The sequence below is a fragment of the Yersinia sp. 2541 StPb PI genome (genome assembly GCF_052217145.1).
GTDB classification, from domain to species: domain Bacteria; phylum Pseudomonadota; class Gammaproteobacteria; order Enterobacterales; family Enterobacteriaceae; genus Yersinia; species Yersinia enterocolitica_E.
In genome coordinates this window covers 4,230,326-4,251,040 of record NZ_JAZGQB010000001.1, presented here as the reverse complement: position 1 = coordinate 4,251,040, position 20,715 = coordinate 4,230,326, and the positions used below count along the sequence as shown (strand labels likewise).

The window sequence follows — 20,715 nt, the reverse complement described above, 5'->3', positions numbered from 1 at the left end:
CTGCTATGCCGATTCATATTCTGCCACCACAGCTTGCTAACCAAATTGCCGCCGGTGAAGTGGTAGAGCGGCCTGCGTCGGTGGTTAAAGAGTTGGTAGAAAACAGTCTGGATGCAGGAGCTACACGGATTGATATCGATATTGAACGGGGTGGCGCCAAACTGATTCGTATCCGCGATAATGGCTGCGGCATCGGCAAAGAAGATTTATCACTGGCGCTGGCGCGCCATGCCACCAGTAAGATAAGTTCGCTAGAAGATCTGGAAGCTATCCTCAGCATGGGCTTTCGTGGCGAAGCACTGGCCAGTATCAGTTCAGTCTCACGTCTGATTCTGACTTCCCGCACTGCCGAACAAAATGAAGCCTGGCAGGCTTATGCGGAAGGGCGTGATATGGCCGTCACTATCAAGCCAGCGGCGCATCCGGTGGGGAGTACTCTTGAAGTGCTGGATCTGTTTTATAACACGCCAGCGCGCCGCAAATTTATGCGCACTGAAAAAACCGAGTTCGGTCATATTGATGAAGTGGTGCGGCGCATTGCGCTGGCGCGCTTTGATGTGGCAATAAACCTGAGTCATAACGGTAAGTTAATGCGTCAGTACCGCGCAGCCCCTGACCCTTCACAGCACGAGCGTCGGCTGGCGAGCATCTGTGGCCCGGCTTTTTTGCAGCATGCACTGGCCATTTCCTGGCAACATGGTGATTTGACTATTCGTGGTTGGGTGGCTGATCCTGCCGCCAGTCGTACACTCAGTGAAATGCAGTATTGTTACGTCAATAATCGCATGATGCGTGATCGGTTGATTAATCACGCTATCCGTCAGGCCTATCAAGATTTACTCAAAGATGATCAACAACCCGCTTATGTTTTGTATCTGGATATTGATCCGCATCAGGTGGATGTAAATGTGCATCCGGCGAAACATGAGGTGCGTTTCCATCAGGCGCGGTTGGTACATGACTTTATTTATCAGGCTGTTACCACTGTTTTACAGCAGACTGCCTCGCCAGTGCTAAATATCAATGAAGATGGTGAAGAGATAGAAGCACCCCGCTGGCAGCCGGAAAACCGTGTGGCGGCGGGGGGGAATAAATATGCGCAACCAGAGCCTGCAAAAGCGCCAGCGGCAGAACGGACACGGGTTTCAGATAAAGTATCGTCTTCAGAACCCACGCTAGCGGCAGCGCGGTCTCCTGCCCGTGAACAGGCAGCACCTGGCTATAGCGCTGGGCAACCCTACCAAAAGCAGGAAGGCGAATTGTATCGTCAATTGGTGCAACCCGCCGCTGTGAGCCAAGCCGTAGAACAGCCTGCATCGGTGCCAGCCCCGCGCTTTGCATCAGCAGATGAACCACTTCATGGTGATTATTACAGCTTTGGCCGAGTATTAACGGTATTCCCACCTTGCTATGCTTTGATTGAATATAAGCAAGGTGTGGCATTATTGGCACTGACTGTTGCCGAGCGCTGGCTGAAACAAGCTCAATTGAATCCGCCAGCCGAGGGTTTACGCCCTCAGCCATTACTTATTCCATTAAAACTGACATTAGATAAGAATGAGGCCGCAGCCTGTCTGCGCCATCAGAACTTATTGGTTACTATGGGGATAGAATTGACCGTTGAGCAGACAAGAGCCACTTTACGTGCGGTATCTTTACCATTACGCCAACAAAATTTACAAAAACTGATACCGGAACTGTTAGGCTATCTGTCGCAGCATGAAGAGATATCGCCAGATGTTCTGGCCACATGGATTGCCCGCCACCTTGGCAGCGAACATGAGGTTTGGAATATGTCTCAAGCGATACAGTTATTGACGGATGTGGAACGTCTTTGTCCGCAGTTGGTGCAATCACCGCCTGCTGGATTATTACAACCTATTGATATAAAGGCTGCATTGGCAACCCTAACACATGAATGATATTGAAAATCTAGACCGGCCACCGGCAATTTTTATTATGGGGCCTACCGCTTGTGGTAAAACAGCGCTCTCCATTGCGCTTCGCCAGCGGTTACCTGTGGAGTTAATCAGCGTCGATTCTGCCTTGATCTATCGTGGCATGGATATCGGCACGGCGAAACCCAGTGCTGAAGAACTGGCGTTAGCACCACACCGGCTGATTGATATCCGTGACCCGGCTGAATCCTACTCAGCCGCTGATTTCCGTAAAGATGCATTGAAAGTGATGGCCGATATTACCGCTGCCGGGCGAATTCCGCTGCTGGTGGGGGGGACCATGCTGTATTTTAAAGCGCTGTTGGAAGGATTATCTCCGTTGCCACCCGCAGACCCACAAGTGCGCGAGCATATTGAACAGCAGGCCGCTGAGCTGGGTTGGGAGGCATTGCATCAGCAATTGGCCAAGATAGACCCAGTTGCTGCGGCGCGAATTCATCCTAATGATCCCCAACGGCTCTCTAGAGCACTGGAAGTTTTTTTTATTTCAGGTAAAACTTTAACGGAACTGACTAAAATTTCGGGTGAAACCTTACCCTATCGGGTTCACCAATTTGCGATTGCGCCTGTTAGCCGGGAACTGTTGCACCAGCGGATTGAATTACGTTTTCATCAGATGCTGGATGCAGGGTTTGAAACAGAGGCTAGGGCGCTTTTTGACCGCGGTGATTTGCATACGGATTTGCCTGCCATTCGTTGTGTGGGATACCGGCAGATGTGGTCTTATCTGTCCGGTGAGATTGATTACGACGAAATGGTTTACCGTGGAGTTTGTGCGACACGTCAACTGGCAAAGCGCCAAATGACTTGGTTACGGGGCTGGAGTTCAGTTCAGTGGCTCGACAGTGATAAGCCGGGAGAGGCTTTAGACTCTGTAATACAGGTTGTTAGTGCATAGGTTGAATGATTGTGTACAATTGATTAGTACTCAACGCGCGGATTTTTTTTACGCAGTTTATTTTCGAGCCGATAGGTTCTTAGTTAAAAACAACAAGCAAATAAGGAAAATATAGAATGGCTAAGGGGCAATCTTTGCAAGATCCGTTCCTGAACGCATTGCGTCGTGAACGGGTTCCGGTTTCTATTTATTTAGTGAATGGCATTAAACTGCAGGGCCAAGTTGAGTCTTTTGATCAGTTTGTCATTCTGTTAAAAAACACAGTCAGCCAGATGGTTTATAAACACGCCATCTCTACTGTAGTGCCTTCTCGCCCGGTTTCGCATCACAGCAATACGCCGAGTGGAAGCACCAATAATTATCATGGTAGTAATCCGTCTGCGCCGCAACAACCGCAGCAGGATAGCGATGACGCTGAATAAAGCGCATTGCTGGTCGACCATGACGGGGAACATAAACAACGGATTCGGGTTTATGTTCTCCGCACTAGCGGTTTTAATCCGTTTGAGAGGTTGCACGTTTGTTTGACCGCTATGAAGCCGGTGAGCAGGCCGTACTGGTTCATATCTATTTCTCGCAAGACAAAAACTCAGAAGATCTGCGTGAATTTGAAGCGCTGGTATCTTCTGCGGGCGTAGAAGCTTTGCAAATTGTGACGGGTAGTCGCAAAGCACCGCACCCTAAGTATTTTGTCGGTGAAGGAAAGGCCGAAGAAATTGCTGACGCGGTGAAAGCCAGTGGCGCGTCTGTTGTCTTGTTTGATCATGCCCTTTCTGCAGCGCAAGAGCGAAACCTTGAGCGTTTGTGTGAGTGTCGGGTCATTGATCGTACTGGGCTAATCTTAGATATTTTTGCCCAACGGGCCCGTACCCATGAAGGTAAATTACAGGTCGAATTAGCGCAATTACGCCATATTGCGACCCGTTTGGTACGTGGCTGGACGCATCTTGAGCGTCAAAAGGGGGGGATTGGCCTAAGAGGGCCAGGTGAAACCCAGTTGGAGACCGACCGCCGTTTGTTACGTGACCGTATCAGCTTGATTTTGAGCCGTTTGGAGCGGGTGGCAAAGCAGCGTGAGCAGGGGCGACGTGCGCGTACCCGTGCTGAAATTCCGACAGTATCTTTGGTGGGATATACCAACGCCGGTAAATCCAGCCTGTTTAACAAAATTACGGCAGCTGATGTTTATGCGGCTGACCAATTATTTGCCACGCTGGATCCTACTTTACGCCGTATTAATGTGGCGGATGTGGGTGATACAGTGTTGGCGGATACGGTAGGTTTTATCCGGCATTTGCCGCATGATTTGGTCGCTGCTTTTAAAGCGACATTACAAGAAACACGGCAAGCCTCATTACTGTTACACATTATTGATGCAGCAGACCCTCGGGTAACCGAGAATATGGCCGCAGTTGATTCTGTTTTGGCAGAAATCGAAGCGGATGAAATACCTACATTATTAGTAATGAATAAAATTGATTTGTTGGATGATTTTGTCCCGCGAATTGATCGCAACGAAGACAATCTGCCAGTCAGAGTTTGGCTTTCGGCCCAAACCGGCGCAGGGATCTCGTTGCTATTTCAAGCGTTGACGGAGCGTCTTTCAGGTGAGATCGCACACTTTGAATTACGTTTGCCACCTCAGGCAGGTCGTCTACGTAGCCGTTTTTACCAGCTTCAGGCAATTGAAAAAGAGTGGATAGACGAGGACGGAAACGTCGGTATGGTGGTCAGAATGCCTATCGTTGATTGGCGTCGTCTCTGTAAACAAGAGCAAGATTTGGTCAGTTATATTATTAATTAGTCGGTGTGGCTAATTAGTTGATTATTTGACCTTTTTTGTGAGATTAAGAGCCAGCTTCTTTGGCATGTGCTCTTGGCCTGAAGAAAACCAATCATAGAAGAATGGAGCTAAAACATGGCGTGGAATCAGCCCGGTAATAACGGACAGGACCGCGATCCGTGGGGGAGCAGCAATAATAATGGCGGCAACTCTGGCGGAAATAACAATAATAAAGGTGGTCGTGACCAAGGGCCGCCTGATCTGGATGATATCTTTCGAAAACTGAGCAAAAAACTGAGTAGCCTCGGTGGTAAAGGTGGCGGCAGCGGCAATGATAACAGTGGTACGACAAGAGGCCCTGGTTTCAGTGGCCGGATTGTGGGCATTGCTGTGGTTGCTGTGGTAGTTATCTGGGCGGCAAGTGGTTTCTATACAATTAAAGAAGCCGAGCGCGGTGTCGTTACTCGCTTGGGTAAATTAAGCCACATTGTGCAGCCTGGTTTGAACTGGAAACCGACCTTTATCGATGAAGTAACGCCAGTTAACGTTGAATCGGTACGTGAATTGGCAGCGTCCGGCGTGATGCTGACTTCTGATGAGAACGTGGTTCGCGTCGAAATGAACGTGCAGTACCGTGTGACTGATCCGGCCGCTTATCTGTTTAGCGTGACTAACCCGGACGACAGCTTGCGTCAGGCAACTGACAGCGCAGTACGTGGTGTTATTGGTAAATACACCATGGACAAAATCCTCACCGAAGGCCGTACCATCGTTCGTAGCGATACTCAACGTGTACTGGAAGAAACTATTCGTCCATACAATATGGGTATAACGCTGCTGGACGTTAACTTCCAGGCGGCGCGTCCACCAGAAGAAGTTAAAGCGGCATTTGATGATGCGATTGCAGCCCGTGAAAACGAACAACAGTATATTCGTGAAGCGGAAGCTTATACCAACGAAGTCCAACCACGGGCGAATGGTCAGGCGCAGCGTCTGTTAGAAGATGCGCGTGCTTATGCCGCACGTAAAGTGTTGGAAGCGCAGGGTGAAGTCGCAGGTTTTGCTAAGTTGTTGCCTGAGTATAAGGCGGCACCAGAAATTACCCGTGAGCGTCTATACATCGAAACGATGGAGAAGGTTCTCGGTCATACCCGCAAAGTACTAGCGAGTGATAAGGGTAATAGTCTGATGGTGTTACCACTGGACCAAATGCTGCGCGGCCAAGGTGCAGATAAGGCAGCGGATGGCAATAAAGACACAAGCCTGATTCGTCTGAATCCGCCTTCTTCTGCTAATAGCAGTCAAGAGTCTGGTGCAAGCAACGCCAATACCAGCTCAACCAGTGGCTCTATCATGGATCAGCGCCGGGCGAATGCTCAGCGTGATACTTCCACTCGCGTAGGGAGAGAATAACCAATGCGTAAGTCTTTTTTACTTATCGTCGTTGTGGTGTTAATCGCACTCTACGCTTCTCTGTTTGTGGTACAGGAAGGCCAGCGCGGCATCGTGCTACGCTTTGGCAAGGTATTACGTGATAGTGATAACAAGCCGCTGGTGTATGCACCGGGCTTGCACTTCAAAATACCGTTTATCGAAACAGTGAAAAGGCTGGATGCCCGTATTCAAACCATGGACAACCAGGCTGACCGTTTCGTTACCAACGAGAAGAAAGACCTGATTGTTGACTCCTATTTGAAATGGCGTATCAGCGATTTCAGTCGTTACTATCTGGCCACCGGTGGTGGTGATGTTTCTCAGGCCGAAGTGCTGCTGAAACGTAAGTTTAGTGACCGTTTGCGTTCTGAAATTGGTCGTTTGAACGTGCGTGACATCGTTACTGACTCACGTGGGCGTTTGACTTCAGATGTCCGTGATGCGCTGAACACCGGTAGTGTGGGTGATGAAGCTGTGACCACCGAAGCTGATGATGCAATTGCCTCTGCGGCAGCCCGTGTTGAGCAGGAAACCCGTGGCAAACAGCCTGCGGTTAACCCTAACAGTATGGCAGCGCTAGGGATTGAGGTCGTTGACGTGCGAATCAAGCAGATCAACTTACCGGCTGAAGTGTCTGATGCTATCTTCCAACGTATGCGTGCTGAGCGTGAAGCGGTAGCCCGTCGTCATCGTTCACAAGGTCAGGAAGAAGCAGAGAAGTTGCGTGCAACAGCTGACTATGAAGTAACACGTACACTGGCAGAAGCAGAACGTCAGGCGCGTATTACTCGTGGTGGCGGTGATGCAGAAGCAGCTCGTCTGTTTGCTGACGCATTCAGTAAAGACCCAGACTTTTATGCCTTCATTCGTAGCTTGCGTGCGTATGAAAACAGCTTTAACAGCGGCAATGATGTGATGGTTCTGAGCCCGGATAGCGATTTCTTCCGTTATATGAGGTCGCCGGATAACTCCAGCAAACGTCCATAACGGCTGTCGTTACAGCTCGTCTTGACCGTAACAATAAGGCCCGTTAACGCGGGCCTTTTCCATTTGAGACAAATAATGAATTCAACCATCTTGTTAGCATTGGGTCTGGTTTTGGTGCTCGAAGGGCTTGGCCCGATGCTGTACCCCAAAGCTTGGCGCAAAATGATTCAGGCGATGACCCAATTACCGGATGCCACTTTGCGCCGTTTTGGTGGCGGATTAGTGGTTGCTGGTGTGGTTATCTACTACATGTTGCGTAGCCGCATGGGTGGCTGAATGTAAGCACAAAAATTGTTCAGTTATGTGTTAAAAAGTACTGAAAGCAGCCGAATGAGATGTTAGAATCCTTTTTTAAGCAACCTGGTGATTTTTGAGATGGGTAAGAACGTCGTCGTACTGGGCACCCAATGGGGTGACGAAGGTAAGGGCAAGGTCGTTGACCTGCTGACTGAACGGGCTAATTATGTTGTGCGCTATCAAGGTGGTCACAACGCTGGCCATACTTTGGTTATCAACGGTGAGAAAACCGTTCTTCATTTAATTCCCTCAGGTATTCTGCGTGAAAACGTAACCAGCATCATCGGCAACGGTGTTGTATTGGCACCTGACGCTTTAATGAAAGAGATGACAGAGCTTGAAGCGCGCGGTGTGCCTGTACGTGAGCGACTGTTACTCTCCGAAGCATGCCCATTAATCCTGCCTTATCATGTGGCTTTGGATAATGCGCGTGAAAAAGCACGTGGTGAAAAAGCGATCGGTACTACCGGCCGTGGTATTGGTCCTGCTTATGAAGACAAAGTTGCCCGCCGTGGTCTGCGCGTCGGTGATTTGTTCAACAAAGAAACCTTCGCTATCAAACTGAAAGAAATTGTGGATTACCACAACTTCCAGTTAGTGCATTACTACAAAGCTGATGCAGTTGACTACCAAACAGTGCTGGATGAAGTATTAGCTATTGCTGATATTTTGACTGCCATGGTGGTTGATGTTTCTGACTTGCTGGACAGCGCCCGCAAGCGCGGTGATCTGATCATGTTCGAAGGCGCACAAGGCACCTTACTGGACATCGATCACGGTACTTATCCGTATGTAACTTCATCTAACACCACTGCTGGTGGCGTAGCCACCGGCTCTGGCTTGGGTCCACGTTATGTTGATTACGTCTTAGGTATCGTTAAAGCTTATTCCACCCGTGTAGGTGCAGGTCCATTCCCTACCGAGTTGAATGATGAAACTGGCGAATTCCTGCGTAAGCAAGGTAACGAATATGGCGCAACAACAGGCCGTAGCCGTCGTACCGGTTGGTTGGATATCGTTGCAGTGCGTCGTGCCGTGCAGATCAACTCCCTGTCTGGTTTCTGTATGACCAAACTGGACGTGTTAGATGGTCTGAAAGAAGTGAAGCTGTGTGTTGGCTACCGCATGCCAGATGGTCGCGAAGTTGATACTACCCCACTGGCTGCTGAAGGTTGGGAAGGTATCGAGCCAATTTACGAAACCATGCCAGGCTGGTCAGAAACCACCTTTGGTGTGAAAGAACATAGCAAGTTGCCACAGGCAGCCCTGAACTACATCAAACGAGTAGAAGAGCTGACCGGTGTTCCGGTTGATATTATCTCTACCGGTCCTGATCGTGAAGAAACCATGATCTTGCGCGACCCATTTGATGCATGATTCGTTTGATTTATGATTAAGTGGCTAACCGCCAAATAGTCAGAATTCAGACTTTAATAAACCGGGCTTAGGTCCGGTTTATTGTTTATACCCGTCATACTTCAAGCTGCATGTGCGTTGGCTACGTTCAATCACCCGAATCACTTACTCATGTAAGCTCATCGGGGTTAATGAGCCTCATCCTTGAGGTTCACCCTACGGGCTAGCATAAATGCTGTTCAAATCGGTTCCCGACCGATTTGTCTGTCTCTTGCCGCCTTCCTGCAACTCGAATTATTTAGGGTATATACCCTAAATACATTGTTAACTGCAAAGTCAGCTATTTTGGGTATAATGAGATGCAGAAGTGACCTCGGATATGCCGTTTTATACCAAAAGCGCCACCCTTCACCTAAATGATTAGCCGCAAGCTTTATGGCTGGTTTATCATTCAAAGAATATATCCGTCATACTTCAAGTTGCATGTGTGTTTGGCTGCCTTCATTCACCCTAATCACTTACTGATGTAAGCTCTTGGGGATTCGCTTAGTTGCCGCCTTCCTGTAACTCGAGTTATGTAGGATATGAGTTTTCTGAATCACACTTGGAATCGCACTTATAACCTATCCAAAAAGTGTTATTTCCGATGGGGTTAAGCCGGGTAAATTGATACTCAGGGGTATACGTGCAGTTAACAAGTTTTACTGATTATGGTTTGCGGGCGCTTACTTATATGGCCTCGCTACCGGAAGGCCAAATGACCAGCATTTCTCAGGTAACTGAGGTATATGGTGTGTCTCGCAATCATATGGTTAAAATAATCAATCAGTTGAGCCGTGTCGGTCTGGTGACCGCTGTGCGGGGCAAAAATGGTGGTATACGGTTGGGTAAACCGGCTAACCAAATTCTAATTGGTGATGTTGTGCGCCAACTGGAGCCACTGTCTCTGGTGAATTGCAGTAGTGATTTTTGCCACATAACACCCGCTTGTCGCCTGAAACAAGTGCTTAATCAGGCGGTACAGAGTTTCCTTAACGAGCTGGATAACTATACTTTGGCTGACATGGTTAAAGATAATTCCCCGCTCTACAAACTGTTACTTGTTGAGTAGATTTTTGCTTAATCAAAGATATATATACCCAAAGAACTTGGAGTTGCAGGTAGGCAGCCAGTAAACGAATCCCGATGAGCTTACACTGGTAAGTGATTCGGGTGAGAGCGCGCAGCTAACACCCCTGCGGCTTCAAGTACGCAGGGTATAAGACCTGCTGCTGACAACGGAGGAACCGCAATGTCACAAGATCCATTCTTGGAACGAGAAGCAGAAAAATATGAGTCACCGATCCCTAGTCGGGAATTCATTTTGGCTCATCTCGCGAAGCGCGAAACACCTGCCAGCCGTGAAGAGCTGGCCAATGAACTTAATTTAACCGGCGAAGAGCCTTTAGAGGCACTGCGTCGCCGCCTGCGCGCTATGGAGCGCGATGGGCAATTGGTCTTCACCCGTCGTCAGTGCTACGCCTTGCCTGAGCGTCTCGACTTACTGCGTGGGACTGTTATTGGTCACCGTGATGGTTTCGGCTTTTTACGCGTTGAAGGCAGTAAAGACGACCTGTATCTCTCCGCAGAACAGATGAAAACCGCCATTCATGGTGATGTGGTATTGGCCCAAGCAGTTGGCGCAGACCGCAAAGGCCGCCGTGAAGCACGTATCGTGCGTGTATTAGTACCGAAAACCAGCCAGATTGTTGGTCGTTACTTTACTGATGCCGGCACCGGTTTTGTGGTGCCAGATGATGGTCGATTGAGTTTTGACATTCTGATCCCGCCAGAGGCAATCAACGGTGCGCGGATGGGTTATATGGTGGTGGTCGAGTTGACTCAGCGCCCGACCCGCCGGACTAAAGCGGTAGGTAAGATTGTTGAAGTGCTCGGCGAAAATATGGGTACCAGCATGGCGGTGGATATCGCACTGCGTACCCATGAGATCCCCCATACCTGGCCGCCACAAGTTGAAAAACAAGTTGTGGATCTGAAAGAACAAGTACCGGAAGAGGCGAAGAAAGGGCGGGTGGATTTACGCAACCTGCCATTGGTCACTATTGATGGTGAAGATGCCCGCGACTTCGATGATGCTGTTTACTGCGAGAAGAAACGCGGTGGTGGCTGGCGCTTGTGGGTGGCGATTGCTGATGTCAGCTATTATGTGCGCCCACGCACCGCGCTGGATGATGAAGCTCGCAGCCGTGGTAACTCGGTTTACTTCCCGTCGCAAGTGGTTCCGATGCTGCCGGAAGTGCTCTCAAACGGCCTTTGCTCCCTGAATCCGCAGGTAGACCGCCTGTGCATGGTGTGTGAGATGACCATCTCCTCACAGGGTAAGCTGTCGTCGTATAAGTTCTACGAAGCAGTGATGAGCTCCCACGCACGTCTGACCTACACCAAAGTGTGGCGGATTATTGATGGTGAAGAGACACTGCGTGAGCAATATAAGCCGCTAGTGCCGCATCTGTTAGAACTGCATACCATGTATAAAGCGCTGGATCAGGCCCGTGCTGAGCGTGGTGGTATCGCGTTCGAAACCGAAGAAGCCAAGTTTATCTTCAACGCTGAACGGCGCATTGAACGTATTGAATCGACAGTGCGCAATGACGCGCATAAGTTGATTGAAGAGTGCATGATTTTGGCGAATATTGCAGCCGCTCGTTTTGTCGAAAAACACAACGAACCTGCATTGTTCCGTGTACATGACCGCCCAAGTGATGACCATATCTCCGCACTGCGTAGCGTGCTGAATGAGCTAGGCCTGACCTTAGGTGGCGGCTTGAAGCCCGAGCCGAAAGATTACGCTGTACTGATGGATGAAGTTGCCGATCGCCCGGACCATGAAATGCTGCAAACCATGTTGCTGCGCTCAATGAAACAGGCAATTTACGATCCAGAAAACCGGGGTCACTTTGGCCTGGCATTGGCCTCTTATGGCCATTTCACCTCACCAATCCGCCGTTATCCTGACTTGGCGATGCACCGCGCTATCAAGTACCAGCTCGCCAAAGAGCAAGGCAATCAGAAAGAGCGCTGGACACCAACCGGTGGCTGGCACAGTGAATACGAAGATATGCTGCAATTGGGCGAACACTGCTCAATGACTGAACGCCGCGCTGATGAAGCTACCCGTAACGTAGCGGACTGGCTGAAGTGTGATTTTATGCAGGATCAGGTTGGTAAAGTCTTCACCGGGATCATTGCCAGTGTTACCGGCTTTGGTTTCTTCGTGCGTTTGGATGATCTGTTTATTGATGGTTTGGTGCATGTTTCCAGCCTGGATAATGATTATTACCGTTACGACAACATCGGCCAACGTCTGATCGGCGAATCCTCAGGTCAGGTTTACCGCTTGGGTGATACCGTAGAAATTCGGGTTGAGGCGGTACATATGGATGAGCGCAAAATTGACTTTGCTCTGGTCTCCAGTACCCGTAAGCCGCGCGGTGAGGGTAAAACAGCCCGTGATAAGGCGAAGAAAGCTGATGGGCAGCGCACGATGCGTGATACCTCAACCGGTCGTGGTGGGCGTGGTAGTTCATCTGGTGCTCCGCGCCGTGATGGCGCGCCAGCCGGTGGTGGGCAGCAACGGCCTCGTCGGGCAAAAAAACCAGTGAACTTCGAGCCGGATAGTGCATTCCGCCCAGCAGATGCCGCCGCTAAACTAGACGATAAAGCACTGGCTGAGAAAAAAGCCAAAGCGAAAGCAAAACGAGCGTCCGCTAAAACCAAAAAAATTGCCGCCGCCACCAAGGCCAAGCGTGCGAAGAAGAAAACCAGCAGCGACCAGTAATGGCCTGCTGATTGTCGGGCGGCCCCGGTCGCCCGCATTCGTTTACTTATTAATACTTAATCATTTATAAAAGAGCATCATGAGCGAAATTATTTACGGTATTCACGCCGTCAAAGCCCTGCTAGACAATGATCCGCAACGTTTCCTGGAAGTTTTTATTCTGAAGGGTCGTGACGATCGCCGTCTGCAACCTTTGGTCGCGGAACTGGAAGCTGCCGGTTTAGTGATTCAGGTGGCTAGCCGCCAATGGCTGGACTCTCAGGTTGAAGGGGGTGTCCATCAGGGGATCGTAGCGCGAGTGCGTGAAGGGCGTCAGTATCAGGAAAATGACTTACCTGCCCTGCTGGAAAGTGTGGATATGCCGTTCTTGCTGGTGCTGGATGGCGTAACTGACCCGCATAATCTCGGGGCATGTTTGCGTAGCGCCGATGCCGCCGGTGTCCATGCGGTTATTGTGCCACGCGATCGCTCGGCGCAGCTTAATGCTATTGCCAAGAAAGTGGCCAGTGGTGCCGCTGAGAATGTGCCATTGATTAAAGTGACTAATCTGGCGCGTACCCTGCGGTTACTGCAAGAACACAATGTCTGGATTGTTGGCACTGCCGGTGAAGCAGACCACACCTTGTATCAGAGCAAAATGACTGGCCCGATGGCGCTGGTGATGGGGGCTGAAGGTGAAGGCATGCGCCGTTTGACCCGTGAGCATTGCGATGAACTGATCAGTATTCCAATGGCGGGTACGGTTTCTTCGCTAAACGTCTCGGTTGCCACTGGGGTTTGCTTATTTGAAGTTGTGCGCCAGCGAGCATTGAAAGCGTAATATCTCTCTTGCTATTGAGTTCAGAAAGCCAGCATTTACGGATGCTGGCTTTTTTATAGGAATTTTAATTAAATCATCAGTGATATATAGGGCTTTCATCCCCGTTTGTGATGAGCCTGCCAGCAAAAATTCGCGCCTGCACCATACTTAACCCTGATTTATGAATGCCGATGGTACAGTTATATCCAAAGTAACTGAAGTTGCAGGTAGGCGGCAAGTGAACGAGTCCCGATGAGCGCACGACGGTGAGTGATTCGGGTGAGTAAGCGTAGCTAACACCCCTGCGGCTTCAGGTACGAAGGATAGAATACCGAAATGGAGGAAGGTATGGAGTGGCAGACTCACTTGGTTTTCAATCAGCCGGAGCCATTGTCGAACAGTAATTTATTTTTGTCTGACATGGCGTTGCGGGAAGCAGTGATGCGTGAACACGCTGGTTGGGATGGAGAGACTCTCTCTTTGATCGGGCTACAATTGGGATCACAGGAGTCTCTTGAACTTGGGCGGCTGGCAAACACCAATCCTCCTGAGTTATTGCGCTACGATGCTGCCGGGCAGCGGTTGAACCAAGTGCGATTTCATCCCGCGTGGTATATGTTAATGCAAGAGCTGGTCAATCATCGCCTGCATAATCTACCGTGGCAGGAAGATGCTCGAATCGGTTCTTTTGCCGCCCGTGCGGCGCGTTTTATCCTGCATGCGCAGGTGGAAGCGGGCACGCTCTGCCCAATAACCATGACCTTTGGTGCTATCCCACTACTACAGCAAACACTCCCACCACTATTTCAAAACTGGCTATCGCCACTACTTTCTGATCGCTTTGATCCCCATCAGTCCATTGGTAGCCAGAAACGGGGCTTGTTGATAGGAATGGGCATGACAGAAAAACAGGGTGGTTCCGATGTACTCAGTAATACTACCCGGGCTGAGCCGCTGGAGGGGCGGGGCAATGGTGAGGCTTATCGTCTGGTGGGGCACAAGTGGTTTTTCTCGGTACCACAAAGTGATGCACACCTAGTGTTGGCGCAGACCGATGGCGGGCTATCCTGCTTCTTTCTGCCTAAAATATTGCCGGATGGCAGCTATAACGCCATTCGATTAGAACGGCTGAAAGATAAACTTGGCAACCGCTCCAATGCCAGCAGTGAAGTTGAGTTTGATAATGCGACTGCTTGGTTATTGGGGGATGAGGGCGACGGTGTGCGCCAAATTTTAAAAATGGGGGGCTATACCCGTTTTGATTGTGCGCTGGGTAGCCATGGTCTGATGCGGCGTGCCTTTTCCGTCGCGCTGTATCATGCGTGGCAGCGGCAGGCCTTTGGTAAGCCACTGGTAGACCAACCTTTGATGCGACAAGTGCTGAGCCGCATGGCATTGCGTCTGGAGGGGCATACAGCACTGCTGATGCGCTTAGCTAGCGCCTGGGGAAAGTCAGATGAGGCTCATGAGAAGATATTTAGCCGTCTACTCACTCCTGCGGCTAAATATCGGGTATGTGGGCAAGGCAGTGGGTTTGTTGCCGAGGCGATGGAGGTGCTGGGTGGGATTGGCTATTGTGAGCAGAGTGAACTGCCACGGCTCTATCGTGAAATGCCGGTAAACAGTATTTGGGAAGGTTCCGGCAATATTATGTGCCTTGATGTGTTGCGCACATTTCGCAAACTACCGGCAGCCCTTGAGATGCTACAGCAGGAGTTCTATCCGGTTCGCGGGCAGAATCGATTGTTTGATCGTGCGTGGCGGCAATTACAGCAGCGGCTGAAAAACCCCAAAGAGGAACAAGGGCGGGCATTAACTCAGCAACTGTTCGATCTGTGTTGTGCTTCTCAGCTACTGCGTTTTGCCTCACCACCACTGGCCGATGCCTGGTGCCGCATGACCTTGGATCACCGTGATCAATATATGCTGCCGGAAGCGGTTTGCGCGCGACTGCTCAGTCGCGGCAGCGGCTTTCAATAGGGGAATCAGCAGTCAGCAGCAATGAGTTACTTATACAGCAGTGCGTTGGCATACCAGGTGCCGGGATAAATGCTGTCGGACAACATAATAATCAAATAGTAGGGCGCGCCACTGGCATTAGCCCTACGTTGAATTTCGGCTTCTATATCCATCGGGCTACCAAATACCTGTGCTGAGACGGTGCCTACTTTTTGCAAATTAAGGCTCTGGGCGCGGGTAATTTCTTGTGCATAAGGCTGGATTGCAGGAGGGGGGGCTGGTGTCGTATGCAAAACACTACAACCCGAAAGCCCGAGCGCCAGCAGCAAAACCCCCATCACACGTTTTATCTTCATTTATTGCCTCTTTATCAACGGCGCGGTTACCGTAAAACCCCAAGGTGAAGCGTAATATCTTGGAAGAAATTGATTTAAGACTTTATATCCTCATTTTGGCACACTGCCTTGTTCCTTGGGTATATTACGCTGGTTTTTCCTGTTTACGCGCCGCTGCATCAATAAAGGATTTTTGCCATGATTGAGATATCGCTGGAAAATATTAATGGTATTGAGGTGATTCATGCTACCCCTGCGGGTAAACGCCAGCAGCCGCTACCGACCATTTTTTTCTATCATGGCTACACCTCATCGAAAGAGGTCTATTCCTACTTCGCCTATGCCTTCGCACAAGCCGGTTTTCGCACCATTTTGCCAGATGCGGATATGCACGGTGCGCGGTTTAACGGTGATGAATCACAGCGCTTATCCTATTTCTGGGAGATCCTGAAATCAAACATTGATGAGTTGCCTGCGATTAAACAATATTATCAACAAGCAGGATTGATTGACGGTGATCGCATTGGCGTGGCGGGTGCATCAATGGGCGGTATGACCACATTGGGGGCGTTTGCTCGCTATCCATGGGTGAAAGTGGCCGCAGACTTTATGGGGTCAGGTGATTTTACCTCACTGGCCCGCTCACTGTTTCCGCCATTGAAAGCGGGGCAGCCGGTCAACGCTGCTGAATTTGAGCGCCGTTTAGCGCCGTTGGCGGATTATGAACTGAACCATCAGTTAGAAAAGATTGCAGAGCGGCCCTTATTGGTCTGGCATGGCGAGGCTGATGAAGTGGTGCCAGCAGCAGAAAGTACGCGATTGGTACAGGCGTTAAGGGCAAGCGGGCGCGCTAATCAGCTAACCTATATTACCGAGGCCGGTATTGGCCACAAAATTACCCCAAGTGCATTAAAGGCTGGAGTCACATTCTTCAGCAGCCACTTATAAAAAAGCCCCCAAAGGTCTGGGGGCAAGGGCATATCAAAGGGCTTTTTTGGTTGTTGGTCGTCGTATTCACCGGTGTTGTATCTATACTGCTGCGTCTAACGGTAAATCTCAGCATTGACCCGAATTGAGCTGTTGCTACCCGGCTCATGCATCTGAGTAATGTGGTATGCCGTAGCGCCGCGCTCATCAGCCATTTTGCTAATTTGTGCCACGGCGTCATCCGGTGACACCACATTATGGTTAAGAGAGATCTCGCCGATACTGACACGCTGCTGCTGCATCGCTTCCTGGCGGCTGATTTCTGTGGCGGCAAACGTGTTGGCGGATAAGAGCAAACTGACTGTGGCTGCGATGATGAGTGTATGTCTCATAGGTGACTCCAATATTTTATACCCGTCATACTTCAAGTAGCAGGCGCGTTGGCTGCCTTCGTTCACCCCAGTCACTTACTGGTGTAAGCTCCTGAGGATTTGCTCAGTTGCCGCCTTCCTGCAACTCGAATTATTTAGAGTATGTTTATATACTTTGAATAACTTTCCATTAACGCTACCGCTTAATATGCGGTGGATGTAAATAATTCTAGTCGCTTTTGTTAATTTAAAAATACGTAGTAATTGATTCACTTGGTCAAAAAAAATGAATGATATTTTCACTGAGCCAATGATTTTATTGAAAGATTTAATAGACTAATGGATCTACATCCATTGGTTATTTAATGAACAAAAAATGCCTTTTTAGCGAAGTAAGGGCCAGAACAAGAATAAATCCCCGTCAGTCCTTGAGTTTCAAACCGCCCGCAAGTATAGTTACGCGTCATTTTTCAGCCGCACACAAACACGTTCCTTGCCTCCATGGGCCGCGGTTGACCCTATCAGGAGGCTGAATAATCCGTAAGGAGCAATAATCGATGCGTCATTACGAAATCGTTTTTATGGTCCATCCTGACCAAAGCGAACAGGTTCCGGGCATGATCGAGCGCTATAGTGCAACTATCACTAATGCTGCTGGTACCATTCACCGTCTGGAAGACTGGGGCCGCCGTCAACTGGCTTACCCGATCAATAAACTGCATAAAGCTCACTACGTTCTGCTGAACGTTGAAGCCCCGCAGGAAGCGATCGATGAGCTGGAAACAAACTTCCGCTTCAACGACGCCGTTATCCGTAGCATGGTTATGCGCGTTAAACACGCGGTAACTGAAGCATCACCAATGGTTAAAGCGAAAGACGAACGCCGTGAGCGTCACGACTTCGCATCAGAAGCCAATGATGATTCTGAAGCTGGGGATTCTGAAGAGTAATTGCCGTGGTGACCACTAATCGTCTGGTACTTTCTGGCACAGTGTGCAAGACGCCGGTTCGAAAAGTAAGTCCTTCTGGTATTCCGCATTGTCAATTTGTGCTTGAGCACCGATCAACACAGCAGGAAGCCGGATTTAGCCGACAAACATGGTGCAGAATGCCGGTTATTGTCAGCGGACAAAAGTCACAAGCATTAACTCACAGTATAACGGTCGGCAGTCAGTTAACCGTTGAAGGCTTCATTAGCTGCCATCAAGGTCGCAATGGGCTGAACAAATTGGTTCTGCATGCCGAGCAGATTGAATTTATAGATTCTGGAGACTAGCCAAATGGCACGTTATTTCCGTCGTCGCAAGTTCTGCCGTTTTACCGCGGAAGGCGTTGTAGAGATTGATTATAAAGATATCGCTACGCTGAAAAACTATATCACTGAAAGTGGTAAAATTGTCCCGAGCCGTATTACCGGTACTCGCGCAAAATACCAGCGTCAGCTCGCCCGTTGTATCAAGCGCGCACGCTACCTGTCTTTGTTGCCGTACACTGATCGTCATCAGTAATCGGCCACTGTCCATTAACGACTTTGAGAGGATAAGGTAATGCAAGTTATTCTGCTTGATAAAGTAGCAAACCTGGGCAGCCTGGGTGACCAAGTGAACGTTAAAGCGGGCTATGCTCGTAACTTCTTGGTTCCACAAGGTAAAGCTGTTCCGGCAACGAAGAAAAACGTAGAGTTCTTTGAAGCACGCCGTGCAGAATTGGAAGCCAAATTGGCTGGCGTTCTGGCTGCTGCTGAAGCTCGCGCAACCAAAATTAACGAACTGGGCAGTGTCACCATCGCGTCTAAATCTGGCGATGAAGGCAAACTGTTCGGCTCTATCGGTACTCGTGATATCGCTGACGCAGTAACTGCGGCTGGCGTTGAAGTTACCAAGAGCGAAGTTCGTTTGCCGAATGGCGTTCTGCGTACCACAGGTGATCATGAAGTTCACTTCCAGGTACACAGCGACGTGTTCGCTAAACTGAACGTGATCGTGGTTGCAGAAGCGTAAGTTACGCTGCTGTTAACCTGCTAAAACGCCAGCCTCGTGCTGGCGTTTTGCTATCTGGTGGTTGATGAAAATAGCCATCTGCATGTTTGGCTCAACACTAAAAGCTTAACCCGCCGCTAAAATTTCAAACTTGCACTCTTCGGCGGCAACACCTGAACACTGGTAAATTTCTAGAAAAGGATTTTGTTGGTACACCCAGAGTGGTTGCCCATTGACCGATACTGACCAAGTTTTATTACCGTAGAACATATCTATCTGCCTACCTTGCGCCTGCAAGTTATAGGTACACTTTTGAAACTCACCCTGTCCAACGATATTGTTTTTATCACTATCAATGATGATCAGCGCTTCACTAAAATTTTTAACTGAACTGTTTGGTGGAAGGGTACCTTGTAATATGCCAACCCATTCTTCATTACCTGCCGCAGGTGCACTGTAAACTCCACCAATCTGTTTAATTGTATCCACTGGCGGGCAATGCAACTGAGCTAAGGTACCAAACGAGGTGAATAGCATTAAAAAAGGTAATTTGTATTTCATATCATAGTCACTCCCTTTATTTGTCCCCGCTATCTTTCAGGCTGCTGGTGTGTTGGCGATAGTCATGACTCTTGGGGACGCTCATCGGGTTCTATGCGCTTGTCGCCTGGCTGCATCTTGAAATCTATTGGGTATATGAATGTGGTTATCAATGGTGGATGGCGTTAACCATCCAGAAAACAACCTAATTCGGAAGAGACGACGTGACAATATCAAAGAAGGTAACGGGCAGGACAAAAGTGGCTATGGATAACGGCGATTAACGGTCGCGACGATAACTGCCATCGCTCTGCCGGGTAAACAGCACTTCTGTATTATTGGTGGTTTCAATGGCCAGTGCGGCAACTACACCTTGAGCGTCCAACATAATTTTGATTTCTTGCCCAGCTTTCAGATTACTCAATGGCTTATCGCTACCCTCAACCTGTGCCATCGCAAAAACTTCATTGACCGGCAGGTTATTATCACGGAATAACTGTGCCAGTGTTTTCCCTGATTGAATTTGATAACTTTGCCAATTTCCCTGCGTCAAAGTCGGTGGTTCGGGTTCGGGAGACGCCACCGTTGGAGGTGGCGGAGCATCAAGATTGCCCTGTAATTGGGCTTGTAGTGGCGCGCTGCTGGACGGCGCGCTCACTGGGAAGGAAAGGTTGGTGTTATCCCGCGATGCGGGCCACAGCAGTGCCAGCAGCAATACAGCGGTGGCGACAATAACCCAGCGGCGATGGAACAGAGGCAAAGGTTCCATCCATTCGAAACTGTCCGGCAAATGCCAGATTTTCAGCAGCAGACCTTTGATCCCTTTTTCTGCTGTGGCGGTTGCCACGGATTCAGGGGGCACATTAACGTTTGCAGAAACGCTATCTTCGGTAGTAACAACGTTCTCCGCAGAGGCTGTGTGCTCAGGCGCACTGATTTCAGACATCAGGTTTTGCTCATCGGCAGCTTTAGAATCCGGCATGATCTTCTGCCTAATCGTCAGCCAGGTGTGCAGCAGTGGTTGATAAACCCGATTATTCTTCCTTCTCCTGGGCGCGATTCTGCCCATGGTAACCTCTCTTCAACAACGTAAAACAACATAAAATTAAATATGGGCGGTAACCCCATAGGCTTCTAAGTATATACCTTTATCCCCGTTACCTTCCAAACTACGGTTTGTTGGGTGCTTTTAATTACCCGAATCACTGGCTTGAGCCATTCAACGGGGTCCACGCGCGGGGTGTCATTGTTTCT

21 protein-coding genes are annotated in these 20,715 nt (G+C 49.5%); 17 read left to right on the top strand and 4 right to left on the bottom strand.

The annotated features are described in order from the left end of the window. Positions 1 to 5: 5 nt before the first annotated feature. The 12 genes from mutL to V1953_RS19010 all read left to right on the top strand — a co-directional run bounded on the left by mutL (position 6) and on the right by V1953_RS19010 (position 15,330). Positions 6 to 1,922, top strand: coding sequence for a DNA mismatch repair endonuclease MutL (gene mutL / locus V1953_RS19065; RefSeq protein ID WP_442851202.1), 1,917 nt, complete (start codon positions 6 to 8; stop codon positions 1,920 to 1,922). Next, positions 1,915 to 2,856 carry a tRNA (adenosine(37)-N6)-dimethylallyltransferase MiaA gene (gene miaA / locus V1953_RS19060; RefSeq protein ID WP_083160977.1) on the top strand — a complete coding sequence of 314 codons (942 nt, stop codon included), beginning with the start codon at positions 1,915 to 1,917 and terminating at the stop codon, positions 2,854 to 2,856. The genes mutL and miaA overlap by 8 nt, the downstream gene beginning before the upstream one ends. Before the next feature lie 116 nt (positions 2,857 to 2,972). Then, on the top strand, positions 2,973 to 3,278 hold the full coding sequence (hfq, locus tag V1953_RS19055; RefSeq protein ID WP_002209151.1) for an RNA chaperone Hfq: 306 nt from the start codon (positions 2,973 to 2,975) through the stop codon (positions 3,276 to 3,278). A 98-nt stretch (positions 3,279 to 3,376) separates the two neighbouring features. Continuing rightward, positions 3,377 to 4,660, top strand: a complete 1,284-nt coding sequence (gene hflX, locus V1953_RS19050; protein ID WP_083160975.1) for a ribosome rescue GTPase HflX — start codon at positions 3,377 to 3,379, stop codon at positions 4,658 to 4,660. 114 nt (positions 4,661 to 4,774) lie between these two features. Then, positions 4,775 to 6,052 (top strand): FtsH protease activity modulator HflK, encoded by a 1,278-nt coding sequence (gene hflK, locus V1953_RS19045; RefSeq protein WP_083160973.1) that lies wholly within the window; start codon positions 4,775 to 4,777, stop codon positions 6,050 to 6,052. 3 nt (positions 6,053 to 6,055) lie between these two features. Then, positions 6,056 to 7,060 carry a protease modulator HflC gene (gene hflC / locus V1953_RS19040; RefSeq protein ID WP_083160971.1) on the top strand — a complete coding sequence of 335 codons (1,005 nt, stop codon included), beginning with the start codon at positions 6,056 to 6,058 and terminating at the stop codon, positions 7,058 to 7,060. A 75-nt stretch (positions 7,061 to 7,135) separates the two neighbouring features. Further along, positions 7,136 to 7,336, top strand: a complete 201-nt coding sequence (locus V1953_RS19035; protein WP_005193214.1) for a DUF2065 family protein — start codon at positions 7,136 to 7,138, stop codon at positions 7,334 to 7,336. Positions 7,337 to 7,435: 99 nt separating this feature from the next. Then, on the top strand, positions 7,436 to 8,734 hold the full coding sequence (locus tag V1953_RS19030) for an adenylosuccinate synthase (RefSeq protein WP_083160969.1): 1,299 nt from the start codon (positions 7,436 to 7,438) through the stop codon (positions 8,732 to 8,734). Between the two features lie 664 nt (positions 8,735 to 9,398). Further along, a complete protein-coding gene (gene nsrR / locus V1953_RS19025; RefSeq protein ID WP_083160967.1) occupies positions 9,399 to 9,824 on the top strand; it encodes a nitric oxide-sensing transcriptional repressor NsrR in 426 nt (141 codons plus the stop codon). Positions 9,825 to 10,004: 180 nt separating this feature from the next. Continuing rightward, positions 10,005 to 12,551, top strand: a complete 2,547-nt coding sequence (gene rnr / locus V1953_RS19020; RefSeq protein WP_372568575.1) for a ribonuclease R — start codon at positions 10,005 to 10,007, stop codon at positions 12,549 to 12,551. 79 nt (positions 12,552 to 12,630) lie between these two features. Then, on the top strand, positions 12,631 to 13,371 hold the full coding sequence (gene rlmB / locus V1953_RS19015) for a 23S rRNA (guanosine(2251)-2'-O)-methyltransferase RlmB (protein ID WP_005193288.1): 741 nt from the start codon (positions 12,631 to 12,633) through the stop codon (positions 13,369 to 13,371). Between the two features lie 315 nt (positions 13,372 to 13,686). Continuing rightward, a complete protein-coding gene (locus V1953_RS19010; protein WP_083160963.1) occupies positions 13,687 to 15,330 on the top strand; it encodes an isovaleryl-CoA dehydrogenase in 1,644 nt (547 codons plus the stop codon). A gap of 26 nt (positions 15,331 to 15,356) precedes the next feature. On the opposite strand, the gene bsmA is transcribed toward V1953_RS19010, so the two are convergent. Continuing rightward, on the bottom strand, positions 15,357 to 15,665 hold the full coding sequence (bsmA, locus tag V1953_RS19005; RefSeq protein ID WP_083160961.1) for a biofilm peroxide resistance protein BsmA: 309 nt from the start codon (positions 15,663 to 15,665) through the stop codon (positions 15,357 to 15,359). A 177-nt stretch (positions 15,666 to 15,842) separates the two neighbouring features. On the opposite strand from bsmA, the gene yjfP reads away from it, so the two are divergent. After that, entirely contained in the window at positions 15,843 to 16,592 is a 750-nt protein-coding gene (gene yjfP / locus V1953_RS19000; RefSeq protein ID WP_442851201.1) for an esterase, read from the top strand. Between the two features lie 95 nt (positions 16,593 to 16,687). On the opposite strand, the gene V1953_RS18995 is transcribed toward yjfP, so the two are convergent. Continuing rightward, positions 16,688 to 16,963, bottom strand: coding sequence for a DUF1471 domain-containing protein (locus V1953_RS18995; RefSeq protein WP_083160957.1), 276 nt, complete (start codon positions 16,961 to 16,963; stop codon positions 16,688 to 16,690). A 536-nt stretch (positions 16,964 to 17,499) separates the two neighbouring features. Here V1953_RS18995 and rpsF point away from each other — a divergent pair. The 4 genes from rpsF to rplI are packed head-to-tail and all read left to right on the top strand — an operon-like array spanning position 17,500 to position 18,942. Next, on the top strand, positions 17,500 to 17,892 hold the full coding sequence (rpsF, locus tag V1953_RS18990; protein ID WP_002210153.1) for a 30S ribosomal protein S6: 393 nt from the start codon (positions 17,500 to 17,502) through the stop codon (positions 17,890 to 17,892). 5 nt (positions 17,893 to 17,897) lie between these two features. Then, the gene (priB, locus tag V1953_RS18985) at positions 17,898 to 18,218 is read left to right on the top strand and encodes a primosomal replication protein N (RefSeq protein WP_049613473.1); all 321 of its coding nucleotides are present in this window, start codon (positions 17,898 to 17,900) and stop codon (positions 18,216 to 18,218) included. A 4-nt stretch (positions 18,219 to 18,222) separates the two neighbouring features. Then, positions 18,223 to 18,450: a 30S ribosomal protein S18 gene (rpsR, locus tag V1953_RS18980; RefSeq protein WP_002210155.1), complete on the top strand. Its 228-nt coding sequence runs from the start codon at positions 18,223 to 18,225 to the stop codon at positions 18,448 to 18,450. Between the two features lie 39 nt (positions 18,451 to 18,489). Continuing rightward, positions 18,490 to 18,942 (top strand): 50S ribosomal protein L9, encoded by a 453-nt coding sequence (gene rplI, locus V1953_RS18975; protein WP_005186343.1) that lies wholly within the window; start codon positions 18,490 to 18,492, stop codon positions 18,940 to 18,942. 105 nt (positions 18,943 to 19,047) lie between these two features. On the opposite strand, the gene V1953_RS18970 is transcribed toward rplI, so the two are convergent. Together V1953_RS18970 and V1953_RS18965 are read right to left on the bottom strand one after the other, a co-directional pair. Next, positions 19,048 to 19,482 (bottom strand): DUF3757 domain-containing protein, encoded by a 435-nt coding sequence (locus tag V1953_RS18970; protein ID WP_442848200.1) that lies wholly within the window; start codon positions 19,480 to 19,482, stop codon positions 19,048 to 19,050. Between the two features lie 259 nt (positions 19,483 to 19,741). After that, positions 19,742 to 20,530: a LysM-like peptidoglycan-binding domain-containing protein gene (locus V1953_RS18965; protein ID WP_372568578.1), complete on the bottom strand. Its 789-nt coding sequence runs from the start codon at positions 20,528 to 20,530 to the stop codon at positions 19,742 to 19,744. Between the last annotated feature and the right edge of the window lie 185 nt (positions 20,531 to 20,715).

Bases quoted from the DNA above. Each gene is read 5' to 3' on its own strand.
- hfq (WP_002209151.1), top strand. From the start codon at position 2,973: ATGGCTAAGGGGCAATCTTTGCAAGATCCGTTCCTGAACGCATTGCGT.
- rlmB (WP_005193288.1), top strand. From the start codon at position 12,631: ATGAGCGAAATTATTTACGGTATTCACGCCGTCAAAGCCCTGCTAGAC.
- V1953_RS18970 (WP_442848200.1), bottom strand. From the start codon at position 19,482: ATGAAATACAAATTACCTTTTTTAATGCTATTCACCTCGTTTGGTACC.
- V1953_RS19035 (WP_005193214.1), top strand. From the start codon at position 7,136: ATGAATTCAACCATCTTGTTAGCATTGGGTCTGGTTTTGGTGCTCGAA.
- V1953_RS18995 (WP_083160957.1), bottom strand. From the start codon at position 16,963: ATGAGACATACACTCATCATCGCAGCCACAGTCAGTTTGCTCTTATCC.
- rplI (WP_005186343.1), top strand. From the start codon at position 18,490: ATGCAAGTTATTCTGCTTGATAAAGTAGCAAACCTGGGCAGCCTGGGT.
- mutL (WP_442851202.1), top strand. From the start codon at position 6: ATGCCGATTCATATTCTGCCACCACAGCTTGCTAACCAAATTGCCGCC.
- bsmA (WP_083160961.1), bottom strand. From the start codon at position 15,665: ATGAAGATAAAACGTGTGATGGGGGTTTTGCTGCTGGCGCTCGGGCTT.
- hflC (WP_083160971.1), top strand. From the start codon at position 6,056: ATGCGTAAGTCTTTTTTACTTATCGTCGTTGTGGTGTTAATCGCACTC.
- V1953_RS19010 (WP_083160963.1), top strand. From the start codon at position 13,687: ATGGAGGAAGGTATGGAGTGGCAGACTCACTTGGTTTTCAATCAGCCG.
- rpsR (WP_002210155.1), top strand. From the start codon at position 18,223: ATGGCACGTTATTTCCGTCGTCGCAAGTTCTGCCGTTTTACCGCGGAA.
- rnr (WP_372568575.1), top strand. From the start codon at position 10,005: ATGTCACAAGATCCATTCTTGGAACGAGAAGCAGAAAAATATGAGTCA.
- hflK (WP_083160973.1), top strand. From the start codon at position 4,775: ATGGCGTGGAATCAGCCCGGTAATAACGGACAGGACCGCGATCCGTGG.
- yjfP (WP_442851201.1), top strand. From the start codon at position 15,843: ATGATTGAGATATCGCTGGAAAATATTAATGGTATTGAGGTGATTCAT.
- miaA (WP_083160977.1), top strand. From the start codon at position 1,915: ATGAATGATATTGAAAATCTAGACCGGCCACCGGCAATTTTTATTATG.
- V1953_RS19030 (WP_083160969.1), top strand. From the start codon at position 7,436: ATGGGTAAGAACGTCGTCGTACTGGGCACCCAATGGGGTGACGAAGGT.
- rpsF (WP_002210153.1), top strand. From the start codon at position 17,500: ATGCGTCATTACGAAATCGTTTTTATGGTCCATCCTGACCAAAGCGAA.
- V1953_RS18965 (WP_372568578.1), bottom strand. From the start codon at position 20,530: ATGGGCAGAATCGCGCCCAGGAGAAGGAAGAATAATCGGGTTTATCAA.